Source organism: Roseibium sp. TrichSKD4 (genome assembly GCF_000148725.1).
Taxonomy (GTDB): Bacteria; Pseudomonadota; Alphaproteobacteria; order Rhizobiales; family Stappiaceae; genus Roseibium.
Window position 1 is genome coordinate 341,269 of the sequence record NZ_GL476311.1, and the last position, 18,927, is coordinate 360,195.

Genomic DNA, 18,927 nt, shown 5'->3' on the forward strand with positions numbered 1-18,927 from the left:
TTTCAATTGCTTGGGGGTGTCAGATCGAGGGCTGCGAGGGTGGCGGCTTCAAAATGTTCGCGGTCTGTATCTGCAAGGTGCCAAGGCGTGATCCGCATGACGCTTTGCCATGAGCTTTCCGGTGCCTGGAGCCACTGCCAGATTGCTTCCGCGACATTGGACGTGACGGTGCCGTCGTCTCGCCGGAAACTGACCGAGACCTTCCAGTCGTTGCCCTGAAGATCTTCGGCGCGATAAATCGCGGTCGGTACCGGTTCAAACCGTGTTCCAAGGAAACGAACGGAATAGCCAAGGCCGCGCAGGCACTCGTCCGGGGAATGCAGATGGCGTAGCGGCGAAGTCGTGTTGACAACTGTCACAGCCATCGGGCCGTAGACCATCTTGCGCGTCGTGCCGCCATAGGCTTCGAAATAGCCACGCTCGCGATCCGTCAGCGCAAGGGGATGTCCGATCTTGCCGTTAAGCGAGGTCGGAAGCGGCGCTGTTTCGATAACTCGCGAGACATCGAGGGCTTTTCTGGGGGCGCTGGTGATGAGAATGGCTGCCAGAATGGCGAGGAAGGACACAGCGGTCAGGGCTGGCTTTGACCGCTCCGTTCCGGGCCGCGCAGGCAGGCTTGGGCTGGAGGCGCTAGGCGGCCTGTCTTTGCTCTTGAAGCAGAGGATTGGTGCTAGAAAGGTCAGTGTCGTCGCCAGTCCGATCACGTCGTGGAGTGGCCGGGCGAGCACATCGACGCCGAGGTCGGGGCCGTGCACAATTCCCACAGCCAGCAGGCTAACGCGGACTGCATTTCCAATGACTGCCAGTGCAAGCCCTGCAATGAGATGCAAGCTTCCTTGATAAGGGGTTCGGCACTGTGCCGCGTTGAGTGCGACGACCGTTGCTGCAGCCAGCATGAGTCCACTTGTTCCCGAGCAGGGCAAGTCCACCAGAACGTCAAATCCTGAAACCTGCAGGCGAACCCCGCTACAGATCAGGTCCGGGTAAAATGGCTTCAAAATGGAGCAGGCAAGGTTCGCCGACCCTTCCTGAAGCGGATATCCAAGAACCCGTTGCGCAATCCGCTCAAACGGCAGGGAGAAAAGGAACAGGACGGAAAGCCAGAAGCCAGACAGGGGTCTTGGTCGTTCGCGCAGCCGCAACAGGATTGCAATCGCATAGACATCGATAGCCAGTGCGACGCCGCCGATCACGTTGATTGCCGCGACCTGACCCAGAAGGCGAAGGGCTGCTGCAAGGACCAGCATCCAAAGGGCGGGAACAAGCGTGTTCGACCTAGCGCAGACCGCCTGGCCACTTTTCAACGACCAGATCACAAGGGCGCACAGGGCTACGAGGTAGAGAAATCCGACGGACCGGTAGGACGGATCGAGCCACGTCGCCACCAGCCAACGGATCGGCTCAACCGCGAGGATGAGCGAAGCGACGGCGAAACCTGCATAGGCAAGTCTGGCGTTATGGGTTGTTATCTGTCTGGTGATGGCTGTTGAGGACATGCCAGCAAGAGTGCCGACAGACCCGAGCAGTCCTTAGGGATGTATTGTGCAGATCTTTAGCAGATATTTCTCGCGAACCTAGATTTATAGCTGCTGCAATTTGATTGTTGCCTAAGGAGCTGAAACCAAGATAACGCAAAGGTAATTCTTTTATTGTTATGATTATCAATCAAACTGAGGGTTCAGCCATTTGGTGCATTTGGGCCTGAAAAAAATTTCAGAGTTTTAAAGATCGTTTCGGATGTACGCGGCTTTTAAAAAGACCTTTTCAAAAGATCATCTCGATCTTGTTCTTCAAACATCCGAAGATCACGAAACGCGGATAGTCGAGTTTCCCGGTAGGTGGATGACACAAGATGAGCTTCAGGAACTGCGCGAGGCTCTGATTTCCATTGCTTCAAAGACGTTGGCACGCGGTTCTTTGACCTATGGCGTGTTCAAGGCTGACGGGAGTGGACTGAGAGATACCGTCATTACATTGATCCGAGATAGGTATTCCGGGCAGCCGATTGCCTTTAATGCTTTGGCGGTCATGGAAGTGGCGCACGGTAGTGCGACCGCAACCGTACTGCATCTAGGTCTGGTAATGGTCGATCCCGGGCAGCGGTCGCGTGGTTTGTCATGGGTGCTCTATGGTCTGACTTGCCTTTTATTCTTCCTTCGCAATCAATTGAGGCCGTTCTGGATATCGAATGTGACGCAGGTTCCGGCAATTGTCGGAATGGTCGCTGAGACTTTTTCAGCAGTTTATCCGCAACCCGATGATCGAAGTCGAAGAAGCATCGAACACCTTTTGCTGGCTCGGGAAATCATGGCCAATCATCGGCATGTCTTTGGAGTGGGGGCGGAAGCGGAGTTTGATGAAGCGTGTTTTGTAATCGGCAACGCTTACACGGGCGGATCTGATGACCTGAAGAAATCCTTTGACGTTGCGCAGAAGCACCGGGACGAGAAATACAACTCCTTCTGCAAGGACAGTCTCGATTACGAACGCGGGGATGATTTTCTGCAAATCGGCAGAATGGATATTTTCGCTTCTAAAGACTATCTGATGAAGTCTGTCCCGCGTCGGTCTGTTTTGGCCATTGTCGCCGCCGCGTTTTTCATATCGCTGCAGCGAGTTCTTCTTCCCATCATTTACTGGTTTGATACTTCCCGGCCATGGCGCAGATTGCGTGCGAGAAACACATGACAGGTTTTGATTATTCAGAGTTCACAACCCGCAATATTGGCTTTGTTAGCGCCGAGGAGCAGCAAAACCTTCGCGACGCTACAGTGTTCGTATGTGGAACGGGAGGCATGGGTGGGGCCTGTGTCTTTGCGTTGGTGCGCGCGGGCATCGGCAGGTTGATTCTGGCGGATATTGATGACTTTGAAATCTCCAATATGAACCGCCAGGCATTCGCCTTCTTGGACACAGTTGGTCAACACAAGGCGCATGCGACGGCAGAGATCTGTCGCCGGATCAATCCTGAGGTCGAACTCAAGGTGCTCGATGAAGGCTGGACCAGTGCCGTAGAAGAGTGCGTGTCTGAAAGTGTGATCATCGTCAATGGAACCGATGATCTGGCTGCATCCCTTCTTCTGTATCGCACCGCAAAGGCGCACGGAAAGACGGTTATTGACGCATATGCATCACCACTTCCATCCATCTATGTAACGCGGCCAAGCGATCCTGCCCCTGAACAGCGTCTAGGCTACCCAACTCTCGACACGCCTTGGAATGCAATAACAGCTGACCAGCGATCTGAAGCGTTTTTGCGTGAGCTCGAATATGTGGTAATTCACTCTTCGTCCAGAAATCACGTCGATCTGAATGTCGCTGGCGAAGTCGCTGCAGGAAAAAGAAGCCGCATGTCTTTTGCACCCATGGTGCTAACGACTGGCATGTTGATGGCCTATGAAGTGATCAACGGTGTGCTTGGAAACAAGCACGGTGCGGACTGTCGCGGCTGGTTCCTAAATCCCTATTCCGGTCGCATCGAACGTCCTCGCAGTGCAATTGCTGCAAGTTTACTTCGTCCTCTGGTGCGCAGGTTCTTGTCGAACATGATGGGCACCCGATGATGCCAGCCACCCTCGTTGCGGACAGTTTCGTTTCTGTGGCGGCCATTGCCGGGCTTTTGATCCTGTACTTCAGCATGCGAAAGGCCGAGCGCGCGGAATGGATCAACCGTCGGTTTGGTTTCGTCATTCAGGTTCTGATCTGCCTGATGGCGACCCGTGTGCTCTATTGGGTTACCGATTCGAGCCTTTTCCGAATTCTCAACATGGCCTCTGCTGGGCTGGTGCCCTTGTCCATGCTGATGCTCAGCGAAGGCTTGATGCGTCGGCATGCACCTCTCGTCTTCAAAATTTTTGCAACCGCTGGTGCCGTGGTTTTCGTCCTTGGGGCCCCCTTTGAAGCCCTCTATCTGAACTCCAGCATCATGATTGGCCTGCTGGTCTTTCAGGTTGTTTCCTTCATCGCAATTGGTGCCTGGGTCGTCATCCGCGACAGGTCTGAACTCGAAGCTGGTGAGAACCGGATCATTGATCGCCTGTCCTGGGCTCTTTTGTTGATCATCCCCTTTGCAATCAGTGACTTTCGGATCGGTATTCTTGATTTTCCCGTTCGTCTCTCGGGAGTTGCCATTCTTTTCCTTTGCTGGCTGTCGCTCAGCCTCAACAGGGTCCGCGTTCACCACATTCAGATTGTCTATTCTATGCTCCTTTTTGTTGTCGGGAGCGGAGTTGCCATTGCGACGATTGGCGTTATTGCCGGATTAGATTGGCCCCAAATGCTCCAGTCTGGTGCAATTATTCTAAGTACGGGGCTTCTTCTTCAGGTGCGCGCGGAAGCAAAGGCGCATGTCGAGGATGATGAGAGAAGCAGTCTTATGCGGTACATGGCCCGTCATGATGGGGCTGATGTAAAGCTGTTCCTTCAAGGTTTACAGGAACATCGGCTGGTAGCCCATCCGCTTTTGCTGGAAGAGGGCGACCTTGGTGATTTTGATGCAAGCCTTCGTGATCACCTTCGCCGGACCAAGATCGTGACAGCTTCAAGATCTATGAACGGGGCTGATGGCAGTGTTGCCGAGCAGGTGAATTGGTTGCTCGGGAAGTACAACGCCACACACGCTATTTTTGCAGGAAACACGCCCTTTCGGCTGGTGGTGTTGAACTTGCCGAGTTTGACCGGAGAGCCCGATACGGATGTGGAACTCTCTGTCGTCCAACGTCTCCTTGAATTGATGTCCAAGGTTGGAAAAGCAAATGATTGAAGTACGCGAGCGTGATTTCGAGGGCTTCTTTTCGGTGCCTTTCAATGTTTATGGACAAAAGGAGCATTACGTTTCGCCCATGAAGGCAGACTTGCGGAAAATGCTGTCTGAGCAAAATCCGCTCTTTTCGGGCGCTGAGGATTTTACCTATCTGACCGCTTCTGAAAACGGAACGGCAGTTGGCCGGATCGTGGTGCATATTCATCATGCATCTAATGCTAGGCACCTGATAGAGCAGGCAAGTTTTGGTTTCTTTGACTGTCGAAACTGCAATGAGACGGCGCGTCTTTTGCTCCAGAGTGCGGAAACTTGGGCTCGCGAGCAGGGAATGAGCGAGATTGCCGGAAACTTCAATTTGACCGCCATGCAGCAGTGCGGGGTGCAGACAGACGGTTTCGAGAAACCCGGTTACACCGACATGGTTCAGAACCCGCAGCACATACCGCAGCTGCTTCAAGAAAATGGCTTTGAGCCCTACTTCCCGATGACGACCTTCGAGGTTGATCTTGCAGAGGCTACATTCACAGGTAAGGAATTGCCGGATGCCTCTCGCTACACCTTTCAGGAAGTCGAAAAGAAGGGGTTCAAACAGCGGATGGAAGAAGCGCGGGCCGTATTGAATGACGGTTTCGAACAAAACCCGATGTTCGTCCCGCTGACTGCGGAAGAGTTCATCTTTCAAGCGGGCGAAATGATGACAATTCTGGATCCACGTCTGTCGTCCGTGGTCAAACTGGATGGAAGGCCGGTGGGCGTTGTGATCTGCATTCCGGACTTAAATGGATTTTTGAAAGCTACACGTTCAAGATTTGGTATTTCGACGCCTTTTCACTACCTGAAGTATCGTCTTGGCCGTCACCGGGCAGTGATCATTTTCTATTCCGTTGCCTCCGCTCAGCATGGGCTCGGAATCATGGGAGCAATACTGGATCAAACGGTGTCTGCCTTGAAGGGGGCAGGGTACCGCCAGCTCGGTGTCACGTGGATTGCGGACGCGAACAAGCCAAGCTTGAGGCAGGTGGAAAAACTCGGCGCCAAAGCACTGCACCGTCTTCACCTCTTCAAGAAGTCTCTGTCATGACGACCCTGCCACTGCACGACTTAATACGCGAGGCAAGCCTTGCTCCGAGTGTGCACAACGTGCAGCCTGTGCGGTGGAAGATCGAAGAGCACGGTCTTCAGATGTTTTTGGACATGCGGTGCCGACTGCCTCACGGCGATCCGGAGAATCATGATGCTTTAATGAGCGCTGGAGCTGCTCTGGAGGGCATCAACCTCGCGGCATCAAAATATGGGAAGTCGGTCAAATTTCACCCAGCTTCAACACTTATCGAGGTGCCAGGCCTTCACTATCTTGGACTGATCGAGTTCGAAGATGGAGACGCAGAAGACCCTCTTTCGTCGTTTGTCGAAAGCCGGTTTTCCTGGCGTGGAAAATTTCAAACTTCAACGCGAAAAATGCGAGATTCAGCTGCCCGACTGGCAGGGGCTGATTGTCATGTGTTCAACGACCCAGCGGATTTGGGTGAGCTTGCTGAGCTGTCCGATCAGGCGAGCCTCAACTTCATGTCGCGTCGAGGCTTTAGGGGCGAGTTGGTTTCGTGGATGCGACTTTCCCGACGCCACCCCCGATGGTCACTTGATGGCCTCAACGCTGACGCGATGCAGATGAATCGGCTTGAGGCGTTTGCGGCATCAATTCTGCTCAGGCGTCCGTTCGATTGGCTGCAGACGCTCGGGTTGGCACGAGCTCTGGTCTCCGACGCTAACCGGTTCGAAAACACAGTAGGCCTCATGGTCCTGCATAGGTCGGTCGGAGAAAACCCGATATCAAGTGGCAGACGTTTTTACCGTCATTGGCTGGAGGTCGAAAAGGCCGGGTTTGTTGCCAACGTGTTCGCAGCACTGGCGGATGATCTCAACTCCCGAAAGACGCTCCATCGGAAAATGGAATTGCCAGATGATCGAGAGATCTATTCAGCATTGTTGTTCGGGCATCTGCCTCAAGGAGTCGCTCGCCCCGCGAGAGCCCGATTGTCGCTTGATCAGTTCGTATTGTAAATAATTGGGGCTTGGGTGACCAAAGCTACAACAGTTTGAGGAACTCAATCAGGTCCAGCTTGTCGTCGGCTTTCAGGTTTATACCTTGATTGTGACCACCATTACTCTGACCGGAGCGATGGGTTTCATACCAGACAGGCTCGGAAAATGGAGCGTACGCTTCAGGGTAGTCGCCATTTTCGGTGTGTCTTACTCCAACTTTTGAAAAATCCAAAGCATGACCACCAATCTTGAAGCTCTCAAGACGGTCTGATGGCGTCAGCAGCTGCCAAAGCGAAGGCACAGAACCATTGTGAAGATACGGAGCGGATGCCCAGATGCCTGTCAATGGCGGGGCGGCATAATGACCAGTCGGTTTTGCTGAGACAATTTTTCCATACGGTGTCGAGGCGACTGCATCAGCGAGCTGTTTTGTAAAAGACTGGGCTCTCAAAGGATCTGTTCCGACGTCACCCAGCCAATTTGGAAAAAGTGAAAGTTCGGGGCGTTGGTTTGTCCAGTCATATGAGCCGTGACAACTGGCGCAATCCCTTTCATACGTGGCATGTCCAAGCCTTGCCCTGGTGAGGTTAATTGGCCCAGGAAAACCTTGTGGTTTGTAGGTGCGCGCCAGAAAAGTGAATATTGCTTCCGCATCCTTTCGGTATTTATGGGCTTTTGAGGGAGAGACGCCCATACTCGGAATTGTGAAGAACGTCGTGATATCAGCCAAGGATCCTAGATGGCGTTCGTCGATGTCAGTTTTTTTAAATGGCCGTTGTCGGTCGCGGCCCTGCGGAGCATAAGCGCCATCCGCTAATAAGCTTGAGCGCCAAACATGACCTCCAAGTTCAGGAACAGAAACTATTCCGTTGTCGCCAATGCCCCCTGCAAGCAAAGGCACCCCAAGCTGATGTTTAAGAGCTGCAACACCATTAGTTGCCCCAGGTAACCCATTTGGAAAGGGAAGCGGGGATGTCTTTTCTTCGAAGGTTGAGATTTTGTCTCGCACAGCGGGAATGGCTAGCCAACGTAAGGTAAGTTCCTCGCGCCAATCCATGTCAGCGAAGAGTAATCTGGCCGTGGCGAGAAGTTCAGTCGGTTTGTTGACTTGCCCCCTAATGGCGACAAACACTTCCTCACCAAAACCCTCAATGTTTATGGAGGTGTTTGGCATGCCAAGCCATGCTTTATCTGGCCTTGGATCGCCGTGTTGATCATAGGTGACCCCACCATGACATGCAGGGCAGCCGAGATTCGAAACAAGAAGTTTCGATCCGCCAATCGGAGAGAGGTAGCCATAAGTGAAGCCCAGCGGTAACTGGCGATTGTTTGGTTTGACCCCATCAGGGCGATTGATGGGTTCTGCTGTGGTCAGAAATCCAAACCGCGATAGAATGGTATTTAGGGTGTCTGGCGAAACTGCAGCCAAAGGCGCTCGATCTTTTTCCTCCAGCACCAGCGCTGCTGCTACAAGTCGCCACGGCAAGGCATGGCTTTCGAGCGTATCCATGTTCAGCCCACCGAAGTCCGAACCTTCGAATGCCGCAGCGCCAAGAGCGACAGTAGATGCGAGGTGGGATGTTTCAGGTTGGGCTAAAGAGCGGGTTTCGGACGATGACGCCCCCCAGACAATTGCGCAGATTGCAGTCAAACCAATCAAGCAAGCTGCAAGCCAACCGGAATAATGTGACAACCTGAAATTCCTCTCAAAAATCAACGCTCTACCCCATAAGTAGAACTTTGATATATCGTTACGGTAGTTGTTTTCATTTCGCCAATGCCCTCTTGGGCCTGCATCAAGTTTTCAAACATGACCCTGACACCTGCTTGAATGCAGCGCGTCTTGATGCCCTAAGCTCGCGAATATCCCCGTGGGACAGGTCAATCCTTCTGAAAGGACCCGTGTTAGGCACTTGCCGCGAGTTGACACAGCTGCCCAAGGATAAACTCCATTCCGCCGCCGGGCTTTGCCAGTTCGGCTTCTGTAGCCTGCTCCATTCTTTCAAGTGTCAACCAATCAACGATCATCTCAGTTTTAAGACTCCGCTGTCGCATGATGTCGTTTTCCCAGCGTTGCTGCGCTTTAGCTCTGGCAACCTCCGAACGTTTTTGTGTTCCGCCACCTTGTAGGGGAAGTAGGAAGGAGGTTTGCTTTCGCCGTTCGCTTCTCTTCCAAAGCCCATTTGGCCTAAGCGGCTGGCTCGGAGTTTTGGTTTTTTCTTCCTTTGCTTCCACTTGGGTCTCTTCGAAGGGTTTTTTCTATGGGTTTGGGTCTCATTTTTGAGACCGGAACGGTCGCAGGTTTGAGATGTTGATGGTCTCAATTCTGAGGCCTTAGGTACTCCTTCTGATGGGCCGTCGCCGGACTTCATTCCCTGATCCCAGTCCTCAACAAACGCGCGAAACATTTGCCAGTTCGGAAGGTAAGCCGTGCGGTGAGACTTACCGCCATGGCTCAGCTTCTGAATAAGGCCAAGTTCGTCGAGCTCTTTCGTTGCTCTTAGAACAGCAGCGCGACTGATACGAAGGAGCTTTGTCAGTCTGCCAACGCTTGGATCGCATTGCCCGGTCTTCTTATTGAAGTGATCGATTATGGCACCTGCTACCCTCCGCGATGCAACGGACAGGTCTGGCATAATCGCCAGAGCCTTGAAGGCGAAGAGGACATCATTCTGCCGCAGGAGGGGCATTTACACCTCCTGGAAAGTCAGGATTGACTGGTTTGCAAACGCACTGCTAACATATTGATATCGTTGACCGCAAACGAGCCTGTTTTGCAAAAATACCCAGCTAGATCAATAAACTGAGCTCGCTTCCTGATCTGAGGGTTTCGCGTTCGAATCGCGCCGGGGTCACTAATTTCTCTACTTCAAATTGCAGATTTTTTTGGGTCGCCGTCTTTTTGCGCTTGGCAAGATCGGTTGCTGTTCATTGCTGCACCAAAAGCCGACAAAACCCTTCATTTTGATCTTTGATCTAACAGCGCTCGTTAATTAGTGGCCTGTGTTTCTTGCCGGAGAGGCTGCTTTCCCTAGAGGTTCCTACGTGCTCTTCGTGCTATATCTGGCGGTGGTGATTCTGGAGAGGAAAGACGGTTGGTTATGGGGGCAGTTGCATCATGTTGGCGCGCCTGAAGTCCCATCTTGAAGCGCCTATCAGCATTCAGTCACTGGTCGTTGTCCGGGTTGCTTTCGGATTGATCCTGGCTTGGGACTGTTGGCGCTACATCGATAACACACGCATTTATCGGTACTATGTCGAGCCGGAGATGCTGTTTCCGTTTTTGCAGTTTGTTCAACCGCTGCCAGAACCCTGGATTCATATTGTCTGGGGCGGGGTGGGGCTCTTCGGTGTCATGGTGGCGCTTGGTCTCTTTTACCGCTTTTCCATCATCGCCCTGACCTTGATATTCGCCTATTTTTTCCTGCTCGATCGGGCGCAGTATCTCAATCACAATTATATGGTGATCCTTTACGGCGCGCTTTTGTGTTTCATGCCGGCTGGACGAGCCTATTCGCTGGATGCGTTCCTGTTTCCGCGCATTAAGTCTCTGGTGATCCCCCGATGGCCGGTTGCCGCGATCAAATTTCAAACCGAGATCATCCTGATCTACGCTGGCTGGGTGAAAATCGCAGATGATTGGCTGCGGGGCGAGCCGCTGCGGATCTGGCTGAGCGGCGATGCCGACAAAATCTTCTATGGGTTTTTGTTTCAGTACGACATGGCCTTTGTTCTTGCCGCATGGGGCACGATTGCGCTGCACATGCTGGGCGCACCATTGCTGCTTTGGCGTCGAACCCGACTTCCGGTTTTCCTGATTTATGCTTTTTTTCACTGGTCAAATGCCCAGCTCTTTAACATCGGCATTTTTCCATGGATAACGTTGGCATTGACCACGATCTTCTTTGAGCCGGATTGGCCGCAACGGCTCGTTTCCCGATTTTTGGGCGTGTTTAAGCCGGTGGAAAAACCCCAGCCTGTAGAACAGGTGAAATTCCGACTACACCCGCTTCTGGCCAGCGGGTTGGCGCTCTGGTTTGCGATTCAAATCTATCTGCCAGAACGCCAACTCAGATTTGACAACAATGTTGCCTGGACCGGTGATGGGCATCGGTTTTCCTGGCGCATGTGCATTTACACCCGAGATCGAGAGGGTGTGTTCCGCGTTGTTTCGGCAGATGGGTTGGAATCGTGGGACATCGATCCTAACGATTTCATGGCGCGCAGACAGGCGCGCAATGTACTCGCCCGGCCAGATATTGTCTGGATGTATGCGCAGCGGCTGGAAGAATTATGGGCACTTGGCGGCTATGAGAATGTCAGGGTGTATGCCGATGTGCGCGTGGCGCTGAATGGGCGGCCCATGCAGCAGTTTACGGATCCATATGTCGATTTGACGGAAGTGCCATGGGACTGGTTGGGGCCGACCACCTGGATACTTCCTCTTGAAAGCCGGGTGTCTGAAACATGGCTACCAGACACCTATCCGCCAGAGTTCATGCGCCGTTAGGTCTTGTATTCATTTAGGCAATTTGTCTTGGAGGCTTTATGCGCTTGCGTAGAAATAGGCGGGGATTTCCTGAAGGTCTGATGTGCCGTAAGGTAATTGGTGTTTTTGGAAGAAGCTAACGTTCACATATTTGATTTATTGGAGGAGAAAATGCGTTCGACTTTTACTTTCCTTTTATTACTCCTGTCCTCGCCAATAGTGTTCGCCGGAGGCAGTTTTCCGCAAGATCTTAAATTCACAAATGCCAATTGCGCTAGCTCTGGTATTTGCATTCTAGCTACTGATTTCGTTTTCATCGGTCCGAACCTTGTTTGGCAAGCCGATAAGGGCAATAAAACGGATGGGGCCTCCATACCCAGTTTGCTGCAAGGCGGGATCATTGGCAATTCATTTGATGAGGACTTGATAAAGGCAGCCGTGATTCATGATCATTATTGTGATCGGCGCGTGCGAAGCTGGTACAAAACGCATCGGGTTTTTTATGATGCTTTGGTCGCTGATGGGATGAGCAAGGCGCGCGCCAAGTTGCTCTATACCGGTGTCCTTGTCGGTGGTCCAAAATGGCTAACTGTCATTCAGGGAAAGAGCTGCGGATACGGGCAAGCCTGTATCAACAACACGGTTGGCGTGCCAACAACGTTCATCAAGGGAACTGACCATAGTGATGAAGCCAAAGAGCGATTTGAAAAAATCGCAGAACAGGTGGAGCAGAACGATGATATCAGCCTTGAGGAAATCTTTGAGCTGGTGAAACAGGAGGTTGGTCCGGACAGTTTTCTGGATGCGGGAGATACGCTTGAGCTTCGCAAGGGGTTTCCCAGTCAGATTAAGCAATAGAACCTTGCCTTTTTTGACTTGGTAGAATGCAATCTGGTTCCTTTTGGCGGGCGGGTATTTGGTCGTTGATGCCTTATGTCCGCCAGCCATCATCAATTCCTGAAACTAGCCAGATTGGGCCCTGCTTTCAAACTGGGGTGCAATCGCATTAAAGTCGGTTCCACTTTGAGACGGTAAACGCGAGGACGGAATGGCAAGTGGCTGGGCTGTCGGTCTGATGACCGGTACGGTTCTGGACGGCAACATTGATATTGCCATGTTGCGCACAGATGGTGAGCGGATCGAGGAATTCGGCCCGTTCGAGCTTGTGCCTTATGAACAAGACCTCAGGCCCTTGCTGCGTGAGACCATGCAAGACGCGCGCGACTGGAATTTTACAGGTCCGGAACCGGAGATTTTTGCCCGCGCCGAAAAAGCGGTCTCGGAAGCTCAGGCTGATGCGGTCGTGAATTTCCTGGAGCGCCATAGCTTTAAGGCAGAAGATATTGCCGCCGTTGGGTTTCACGGCCAAACCGTTTTGCATCGGGCGCCAGACGGAACACAAAAGGGTGCAACCCGGCAGCTCGGCGACGGGGCCTTGATGGCCGAGATTGTCGGGACAAGCGTTGGTTTTGATTTTCGCTCACAAGACGTTGCTGCGGGCGGGCAAGGTGCGCCGCTGGCTCCCATTTATCATCGCGCAATGCTTGAACGGGTCGGGCTTTTGGAGCAGGCGGCCATTCTCAATCTGGGTGGGGTCGGCAATCTGACATTTTGCGAAGGTGACACAATGATTGCCTTTGACACAGGTCCGGCCAATGCCCCGGTGAACGACTGGGTGCGGGACCATTTGGGTTATGAAATGGACCGGGACGGCGCAACCGCTGCAACTGGGAGAGTGGATGAAACACGCCTTGCCCGATTGTTGTCTCATCCATATCTCACGAAGGCCTATCCCAAATCATTGGACCGCTTCGACTTTATGTCCTCTATGGCAGACGGTTTAAGTGTTGCGGACGGGGCGGCCACCCTGACGGCGTTTTCGGCCGGATGTGTGGCCAAGGGTCTGGCGCTGTTGCCGCATAAACCGTCAAAGATTGTGGTGTGCGGTGGTGGGCGAAGAAACCCGGTTTTGATGAAGGAAATTAAGACGAGAGCAGGCGTTGAGGTGCTTGACGCTGATACTTTAGGCCTGCGGGGGGATGCCGTCGAGGCGGAGTGTTTTGCTTATCTGGCCATGCGGACCTTACGCGGGTTGCCAATCAGTTTTCCTGAAGCAACGGGAGCCCCGCGACCAATGACGGGAGGACGAGTGGCACGCCCTGCCAAGGGAACCTGATTGGCTGCGACGGTGTGTGAAGTATGAACTTCAGCGTTCTGCTGACTTCCAGAATTTGGGCGTCGCCTTGGTGTCTAGCCAGAAGGATTTGGCAGAAGGCCACATGCTTGTGCATTTTGCCTCATGCCACCCAATGACAAACCCGATTGACTGGGCGCGGGCGACCGCTTCCTTGGGTGGCCCCGCGTTCAGGTCCAGCAGTTTCTCTGCCATGGCAACATCATTCAGATATCCGAAGATATCCTGTAGACGCCGCATGCGTTTGGAAAATGGTTTCACCGTTTGTTTGGTGTAAAGACCGCCAAAGAAGTCGACGCCATAGCGGAGTTTTTTGAGCGCCTTGCGCATCTCGTGGCGTTCGGGAACCGTCAGGTCATCCAGTCTCGCGCCGTATTTGGCGACTTTCTTCCACTGGCGAGACAAAGCATTGGAGGCGTGGGCTGTTATCGGCTGTGCCAACAGCTCCGTCTGATCCATGTTGCTGGTGTCCAGCCAGCCGCGCTCTTCCGTGTAGGCGGTCAGGTCGAAGAGAAACGCATTGACATCCGCAGCAGATAGACGCTCGCACAAATCATTGTGGGACGCGGTTCTGGTCGCTGCAAGAAAGTGCGTCAGTATTTGAAGGTTGAGCGCGTCAGGCGCTTCGTTTTCTAGCGGTTCGACAAACTCTTTTCCTAAAACATCGAGATCGCGCACTGCGCCTGCCGCCGTTGCAAGTTCCCGGGCCTTTGCATTGAGCGCATGGTGGCTGGTGGGGTGGAGGGTCGGTTTGAAAAGTTTGAAAGCGCTGCGCAAACGGCGCAGCCCAACGCGGAACTGATGCGGTCCCTTTGGCGAGTCAGAGTGCAAGATGACCAGCCGATTATGACTTATCTGATCGAGGCACGAGCGCAAGATGATTTGAAACGCCCGCTCCACGTTGTCGGCAGGATCCAGTGAGACTTTGCCCGCCAGTTTCGGGACACAAAAGCTATTCACTTCGCCTGATGTGAGCCGATAGCCGCGTTCGGCCTTGTTGTATGGCGATAACCGGAAGGGCTGATCTTGGGTGACTGTGCGGGCGGCCCGGATCAGTGAAGCTGGGGCGCCCGATTTCAGTTCAAGTTCAACCTCTGCAAGTGGAGCTGTTTTGTCTTCGGCAACAATGTTACCAAGATCAAAGGCTGCTTCAACAACACTACCATCGGTTTTGTCCGTCAGATTGCGGGTCGTGCGCGTCATCACGGTTTTGAAGCAGGGGGCAAGGGGTTTTTCGCCAATCAGCGCTGTGAGAATTGCCTTGGCTCGCGGATCTTCAAGTGCATCCAGCTCAAGGGCCTCCCCAGCAACCCTTTGTTCAATCTCAATGGGGGAAGACAGGCCGCCGCTGACACCCGTTCCAATCTTGACCGTTTGAAGCCAGGTTCGACCAACTTTGCGAATTCTCAGGGAAATCTTGGCCCTTCTCAAATCCAAATCGGGCGTGTCGAAGTAGATGGAATGCAAGTTTTTGGTGGTCGCACGACTTGCCGAAAATCCGGCTGGTACACCGGCTTTCTTGAGTATGGCAATCGTTTCTTCGGTAACTTCGAGCTTTAGCTCGATTTCTTTCGTTGATTTGCTCATGGGCAAAATTTAATTGTGCTGGAAAAGTGCGTCCACCTAAAAAGCGCAAAATTTGCACTTTCAGGCACAATTTTAAATTTAGCTGGCGAAACATCGCGTCATGCTGTCGATGCTTTTTGGTTTGATCCGATCGCATGTCGCAGATTGTTATCAATGTCAGCACCAAAATTGAGCGAGGCGTGGATTTTTTTGTAAACCGGCACATACCCGCTTGCACCTTTTTAAGTACCCATGATATGCAGCTGCCTCGGTGTCAGTTGCCCCTCTGGCGGAACTGGTAGACGCGCGGGATTCAAAATCCCGTTCCTTCGGGAGTGCCGGTTCGATTCCGGCGGGGGGCACCATTTCAGATTTTTCCATGGTTAGGTCCTCTAACATATTGAATATGTTAGAGGTTTTTGCGGTTCGATAACCCTCATTTCTCTTGTATCTAAGGGTGTCCGCAAATACGAGTTTAGCTACCGCTCTCTTGTCTTCCAATTTGTCAGAAGCCCAAAGATTACAAGGGTTTGCGAGGAAGGCGAATGCGGTTCGATAAATTTCCTTGAAGCTGCCGTTTGGCTTATGAGATCTGTTCATTTGATCTGTCAGACGGGCTTTCTTTCGATCCAGTTCTTCAATGCGATTCTCATAGGCTGCTATGACTGACTGATTGCTGGTATCGACGATACGATCCAGAAACTGCTCTTGCTGCTTGTCCAGTTGGCGTATTTCGCTCTGCATGCTTTTCTTTTTGCTGGCTGCCCGTTCTTCGTGGTGGCTCCAGATTTTCTGGAAGATCGCGAAGGACAGTTCAAACAATTCACGGCTTGGCTGCATGGTTTGCAACATGGCTTCAAACCCGCCTTCGATCTTATCCCGTTGAATTGACTTGCGATAACTGGCACATCCCTTTGTATCGCAGAGGTAATAGGGATAATGCTTGTGACGACCTTTGGACCAACCTGCTGTATAGGGTTCGCCACAATCATCGCAGCAGACAAAGCCTCGTAATGGAAAATCTCGATTGATGTCCTTTCTGGCTGGCGCGTTAGCACGCCTCTCGCGTTTGTCCTGAACCGCTTCCCAGATTTCGAGCGATATGAGTGGATCGTGCTTTCCTTGGATCAGATGTAGTCCCCAAGGCTCATAGTCGATGTATCCTGCATATATGGCCCGATCCAACATCTCTTGAATGCGTGATAGATGGATTTCGCCATGCCTGTCTTTGGGAAAGACATCAGTTTGTTCAAAGAAGCGCTTGAGTTCAGACGCGCTGGCAAAACGACCTGATGCATAGCCTTCAAATGCTTCACGAATGTAAGTGGCATCAGGCTCATGTGGGACGAGCAGTTTTCCGTGACCATCCACTTTTTCATAGTGGTAACCAACAGGCGGATAGAACGACCAATAGCCATTCATCATCCGACCGCGCATGCGGTTGATGGTTTGCTGTCCGTTTTTTTCTCGTTGATGCTGCGCAACAGTGGCAAGCAGGTTTTCAACCATGATGGAATCTGGATCATCGCCAAATTCAATCGATGGGCTTTCCAACTGCCCGCCAGCCTTGGATATGGACGCGCGCAATTGCAAGTGCGCCTCCAGACCACGGGCAAGCCTGGAGATATCATCAATGATCACGACAGGATTTCGTGCCCTGTTTTTGCGCAGGAAAGAGAGCATGGCGTCCATTTGAGGACGTTTTGCGTACTTGCCCGACATATCGTCGGCAAAGACGCGCATGACTTCATATCGTTTGTAGGAGGCAAATTCGCGGCAACGGCTTTCCTGTGAGGCAAGACCGTCGCCTTCACGAACCTGCTTAGTGCCGGAAACGCGGGCATAAATGACAGCGATTTGTTTTGAACACTTATTGTTTAATCCAGCCACCATTTCGCACTACGCTCCCTTGTCTTGATTGAATGATTTTGACACCCCCAAATCTTGGTATTCGCCTTCCTGTAATTCTATCACAGGCCTGCAATCCTTTGCATTTTTTGGGACGGAGTTATCCCGAACCGCGCATGCCATTTGAACCGGGTCTTTCATCCACGCCCGATCCACAGCGTTTTCCATAACGCGCCAAACAGTTCGGATAAGTTCATCCTGTTCTACGGGGGAAAGATCAAGCTGTTCGACGAGATGTCGAAATTCATCCGGGTTACATTGCATGGAAATATCCTCTGAGCCTGACAGCACGAATGGACGTGCCTTTAAGCCGGGTGGTTACTTTGGGGTGTTATTGGGAAAAAGGCGGAGCAAATCGCTCAACGCTTACCAGGTGTGGCAATTGCACACGCACTTTATATGGTGGTCCGGTGGTCCAGTCGCAAGCGATACACTTGGGTGGAGGCGTCGAAAACAATCCCGAACTTTCTGCGCGGAAATATCGATAGTGTTTCTGAGATGCGGGCGAGAAGGGTAAATTGTTCCTTGCAGCGGGTGTTCCGCTGTCCGGCTTCAAATCCGGTAAACGAGCTGTCTCGATGTGAGGCCGGATTCTCCTGAACTAAGGCATTCTGCACGAATAAGGGAGGCGCATGCTCGTATGTGATTTGAATGTCCGGCCACCAGGACAAAAAGGAATATGCCTATGAGCAATAAAGATTGTAATATTGGTTCGTACTATGATGAAAAGTTTAATCGCCTCAGCGAACGCACAAAGGCGGCTTTGAGAAATATCGAGCTTGAATGTGAAGCCATCAATGACCTGTTGGAAGGTCATGCAAGTTCATCCGAAGACGCAGAATAAATTCAACATTCAAATGGTTTTACAGCCCTGTTGGCTGCAAGATGTGTGCAGGTGTATGACACTGCACCCCTTGCGAAGGGAGATGGCTAGCGCTCTCCCGTTCGATCCCTCTTGCATCCGGCTCACGGTCTGAACCGAATTTCAAGCTGCCGCCAACTAGCTTGGCGACAGTTATGGTGTTAGATCTGGACGTCAAGGTCAGGCCGTCTCGCAATTGGAGTTGCTGCCTTTCAGAGCGTCTCGGCGGTGTTTTTCGGCGCGGATTTTGGGCTGATAAAAACGATCCTCGAATTGCTTGCCTTCTTCATAAAAGTCACGGCCTTCAAGCGTCTTGAATTCCTCACTGATGATCTTCTTGGCAGCAACGTCGGTGATAGATAATTGCGTTGCCATCACGGCGGCCTGATGCGCGTATGCGCGATGGAAAGGCATCGGATCAGGGTCATTGCCCGGTTCTGGATCACCTTCAATCATTTGAAGTACCTCATAGGCATAAGGTACACCCATCGCTATGCTTTCATCGTCAAGCTCTTCAGCCGTTTTCAAAAGGCGTTGGCGCAGCTGGTCGAGAGTTTGGCCAAATAAGGCCTTGAACAAATCACGTATGATGGTCTCGGCGCGGTTTGCACTTATACCTTTCTGTGTCAGGGAAATAACAAATGCATAAATGCCGAGTTTCTCGATAAAACTCCCGGTCCGATGGATTTCGCGATTGAGAATGGCACAGATTGAGACGAATTCCTCAAATTGCGGGTCAGTCAGCAATCTTGCGCTGTAAATGTTCCTGGCGTCGGCAACCATACCAACATCAATGGGTTCAAAAATTGAGTTCATGGAAATATCCTTTCATAAAAATTGAGTTTTGAAAAAGGATCGATTCCAGATGACATACGTCCGTATTTGAAGGAACGGGCAAGTCTCAAAAGTTTGCGGAAAACTGGCGTGGCTTTTTCCATTCCTGCAACAGCTTCAATGCTGAGGGATGCAGGATCATAGGGAAACGATCAAAGTGGAAAAGCCGACAATTATGGCTGAGAGAATTTCAGTTCAACACTCAATTAAGGCAAAAAAGGCGCATTCAAATGGCAATTTGATGGCGCGTGACAAGTGATGCAATTGAG

Annotated in this window: 15 protein-coding genes, 1 tRNA gene and 1 pseudogene; 11 read left to right on the forward strand and 6 right to left on the reverse strand. The window is 52.0% G+C overall.

Annotated features, from left to right (window positions below):
- Positions 1 to 2: 2 nt before the first annotated feature.
- The gene (xrtT, locus tag TRICHSKD4_RS10220; RefSeq protein WP_009759107.1) at positions 3 to 1,496 is read right to left on the reverse strand and encodes an exosortase T; all 1,494 of its coding nucleotides are present in this window, start codon (positions 1,494 to 1,496) and stop codon (positions 3 to 5) included.
- A 241-nt stretch (positions 1,497 to 1,737) separates the two neighbouring features.
- Here xrtT and TRICHSKD4_RS10225 point away from each other — a divergent pair, with 241 nt between their 5' ends.
- The 5 genes from TRICHSKD4_RS10225 to TRICHSKD4_RS10245 are packed head-to-tail and all read left to right on the forward strand — an operon-like array spanning position 1,738 to position 6,823.
- Positions 1,738 to 2,688, forward strand: coding sequence for a hypothetical protein (locus TRICHSKD4_RS10225; protein WP_009759108.1), 951 nt, complete (start codon positions 1,738 to 1,740; stop codon positions 2,686 to 2,688).
- The gene (locus TRICHSKD4_RS10230) at positions 2,685 to 3,563 is read left to right on the forward strand and encodes a ThiF family adenylyltransferase (RefSeq protein ID WP_009759109.1); all 879 of its coding nucleotides are present in this window, start codon (positions 2,685 to 2,687) and stop codon (positions 3,561 to 3,563) included. Before TRICHSKD4_RS10225 ends, TRICHSKD4_RS10230 begins: the two co-directional genes overlap by 4 nt.
- Positions 3,560 to 4,762, forward strand: coding sequence for a hypothetical protein (locus tag TRICHSKD4_RS10235; protein WP_009759110.1), 1,203 nt, complete (start codon positions 3,560 to 3,562; stop codon positions 4,760 to 4,762). Before TRICHSKD4_RS10230 ends, TRICHSKD4_RS10235 begins: the two co-directional genes overlap by 4 nt.
- A complete protein-coding gene (locus TRICHSKD4_RS10240; protein ID WP_009759111.1) occupies positions 4,755 to 5,843 on the forward strand; it encodes a GNAT family N-acetyltransferase in 1,089 nt (362 codons plus the stop codon). Before TRICHSKD4_RS10235 ends, TRICHSKD4_RS10240 begins: the two co-directional genes overlap by 8 nt.
- Positions 5,840 to 6,823 (forward strand): hypothetical protein, encoded by a 984-nt coding sequence (locus TRICHSKD4_RS10245; RefSeq protein ID WP_009759112.1) that lies wholly within the window; start codon positions 5,840 to 5,842, stop codon positions 6,821 to 6,823. The genes TRICHSKD4_RS10240 and TRICHSKD4_RS10245 overlap by 4 nt, the downstream gene beginning before the upstream one ends.
- A 25-nt stretch (positions 6,824 to 6,848) precedes the next feature.
- On the opposite strand, the gene TRICHSKD4_RS10250 is transcribed toward TRICHSKD4_RS10245, so the two are convergent.
- On the reverse strand, positions 6,849 to 8,315 hold the full coding sequence (locus TRICHSKD4_RS10250) for a hypothetical protein (RefSeq protein ID WP_139052044.1): 1,467 nt from the start codon (positions 8,313 to 8,315) through the stop codon (positions 6,849 to 6,851).
- Between TRICHSKD4_RS10250 and TRICHSKD4_RS30700 the strand changes: the two genes are divergently transcribed.
- Positions 8,314 to 8,490, forward strand: coding sequence for a hypothetical protein (locus TRICHSKD4_RS30700; RefSeq protein WP_168157006.1), 177 nt, complete (start codon positions 8,314 to 8,316; stop codon positions 8,488 to 8,490). The genes TRICHSKD4_RS10250 and TRICHSKD4_RS30700 overlap by 2 nt on opposite strands.
- 339 nt (positions 8,491 to 8,829) lie before the next feature.
- Here the strand turns inward: TRICHSKD4_RS30700 and TRICHSKD4_RS31185 are convergent, their stop codons facing one another.
- On the reverse strand, positions 8,830 to 9,495 hold the full coding sequence (locus TRICHSKD4_RS31185; RefSeq protein ID WP_040616626.1) for a helix-turn-helix domain-containing protein: 666 nt from the start codon (positions 9,493 to 9,495) through the stop codon (positions 8,830 to 8,832).
- Between the two features lie 428 nt (positions 9,496 to 9,923).
- On the opposite strand from TRICHSKD4_RS31185, the gene TRICHSKD4_RS10260 reads away from it, so the two are divergent.
- The 3 genes from TRICHSKD4_RS10260 to TRICHSKD4_RS10270 all read left to right on the forward strand — a co-directional run bounded on the left by TRICHSKD4_RS10260 (position 9,924) and on the right by TRICHSKD4_RS10270 (position 13,470).
- Entirely contained in the window at positions 9,924 to 11,315 is a 1,392-nt protein-coding gene (locus TRICHSKD4_RS10260) for an HTTM domain-containing protein (RefSeq protein WP_009759117.1), read from the forward strand.
- A 99-nt stretch (positions 11,316 to 11,414) separates the two neighbouring features.
- A complete protein-coding gene (locus TRICHSKD4_RS28095) occupies positions 11,415 to 12,152 on the forward strand; it encodes a DUF1353 domain-containing protein (protein WP_083782765.1) in 738 nt (245 codons plus the stop codon).
- Positions 12,153 to 12,342: 190 nt separating this feature from the next.
- A complete protein-coding gene (locus TRICHSKD4_RS10270) occupies positions 12,343 to 13,470 on the forward strand; it encodes an anhydro-N-acetylmuramic acid kinase (RefSeq protein WP_009759119.1) in 1,128 nt (375 codons plus the stop codon).
- A gap of 30 nt (positions 13,471 to 13,500) precedes the next feature.
- Here the strand turns inward: TRICHSKD4_RS10270 and TRICHSKD4_RS10275 are convergent, their stop codons facing one another.
- Complete coding sequence (locus TRICHSKD4_RS10275) at positions 13,501 to 15,075, reverse strand: CYTH and CHAD domain-containing protein (RefSeq protein WP_009759120.1); 1,575 nt, start codon at positions 15,073 to 15,075, stop codon at positions 13,501 to 13,503.
- 259 nt (positions 15,076 to 15,334) lie between these two features.
- On the opposite strand from TRICHSKD4_RS10275, the gene TRICHSKD4_RS10280 reads away from it, so the two are divergent.
- A tRNA-Leu gene (locus TRICHSKD4_RS10280) sits at positions 15,335 to 15,419 on the forward strand.
- A 493-nt stretch (positions 15,420 to 15,912) separates the two neighbouring features.
- Here TRICHSKD4_RS10280 and TRICHSKD4_RS32295 read toward each other — a convergent pair.
- Positions 15,913 to 16,947, reverse strand: a pseudogene (locus tag TRICHSKD4_RS32295) (recombinase family protein); the annotation flags it as partial.
- A 700-nt stretch (positions 16,948 to 17,647) separates the two neighbouring features.
- Between TRICHSKD4_RS32295 and TRICHSKD4_RS29225 the strand changes: the two are divergent.
- The gene (locus tag TRICHSKD4_RS29225; RefSeq protein WP_009759123.1) at positions 17,648 to 17,806 is read left to right on the forward strand and encodes a hypothetical protein; all 159 of its coding nucleotides are present in this window, start codon (positions 17,648 to 17,650) and stop codon (positions 17,804 to 17,806) included.
- Positions 17,807 to 18,004: 198 nt separating this feature from the next.
- Here the strand turns inward: TRICHSKD4_RS29225 and TRICHSKD4_RS10305 are convergent, their stop codons facing one another.
- Complete coding sequence (locus tag TRICHSKD4_RS10305) at positions 18,005 to 18,640, reverse strand: hypothetical protein (protein WP_009759124.1); 636 nt, start codon at positions 18,638 to 18,640, stop codon at positions 18,005 to 18,007.
- Positions 18,641 to 18,927: the final 287 nt, after the last annotated feature.

Bases quoted from the DNA above. Each gene is read 5' to 3' on its own strand.
- xrtT (WP_009759107.1), bottom strand. From the start codon at position 1,496: ATGTCCTCAACAGCCATCACCAGACAGATAACAACCCATAACGCCAGA.
- TRICHSKD4_RS10225 (WP_009759108.1), top strand. From the start codon at position 1,738: ATGTACGCGGCTTTTAAAAAGACCTTTTCAAAAGATCATCTCGATCTT.
- TRICHSKD4_RS10230 (WP_009759109.1), top strand. From the start codon at position 2,685: ATGACAGGTTTTGATTATTCAGAGTTCACAACCCGCAATATTGGCTTT.
- TRICHSKD4_RS10235 (WP_009759110.1), top strand. From the start codon at position 3,560: ATGATGCCAGCCACCCTCGTTGCGGACAGTTTCGTTTCTGTGGCGGCC.
- TRICHSKD4_RS10240 (WP_009759111.1), top strand. From the start codon at position 4,755: ATGATTGAAGTACGCGAGCGTGATTTCGAGGGCTTCTTTTCGGTGCCT.
- TRICHSKD4_RS10245 (WP_009759112.1), top strand. From the start codon at position 5,840: ATGACGACCCTGCCACTGCACGACTTAATACGCGAGGCAAGCCTTGCT.
- TRICHSKD4_RS30700 (WP_168157006.1), top strand. From the start codon at position 8,314: ATGTTCAGCCCACCGAAGTCCGAACCTTCGAATGCCGCAGCGCCAAGA.
- TRICHSKD4_RS10250 (WP_139052044.1), bottom strand. From the start codon at position 8,315: ATGGATACGCTCGAAAGCCATGCCTTGCCGTGGCGACTTGTAGCAGCA.
- TRICHSKD4_RS31185 (WP_040616626.1), bottom strand. From the start codon at position 9,495: ATGCCCCTCCTGCGGCAGAATGATGTCCTCTTCGCCTTCAAGGCTCTG.
- TRICHSKD4_RS10260 (WP_009759117.1), top strand. From the start codon at position 9,924: ATGTTGGCGCGCCTGAAGTCCCATCTTGAAGCGCCTATCAGCATTCAG.
- TRICHSKD4_RS10270 (WP_009759119.1), top strand. From the start codon at position 12,343: ATGGCAAGTGGCTGGGCTGTCGGTCTGATGACCGGTACGGTTCTGGAC.
- TRICHSKD4_RS10275 (WP_009759120.1), bottom strand. From the start codon at position 15,075: ATGAGCAAATCAACGAAAGAAATCGAGCTAAAGCTCGAAGTTACCGAA.
- TRICHSKD4_RS29225 (WP_009759123.1), top strand. From the start codon at position 17,648: ATGAGCAATAAAGATTGTAATATTGGTTCGTACTATGATGAAAAGTTT.
- TRICHSKD4_RS10305 (WP_009759124.1), bottom strand. From the start codon at position 18,640: ATGAACTCAATTTTTGAACCCATTGATGTTGGTATGGTTGCCGACGCC.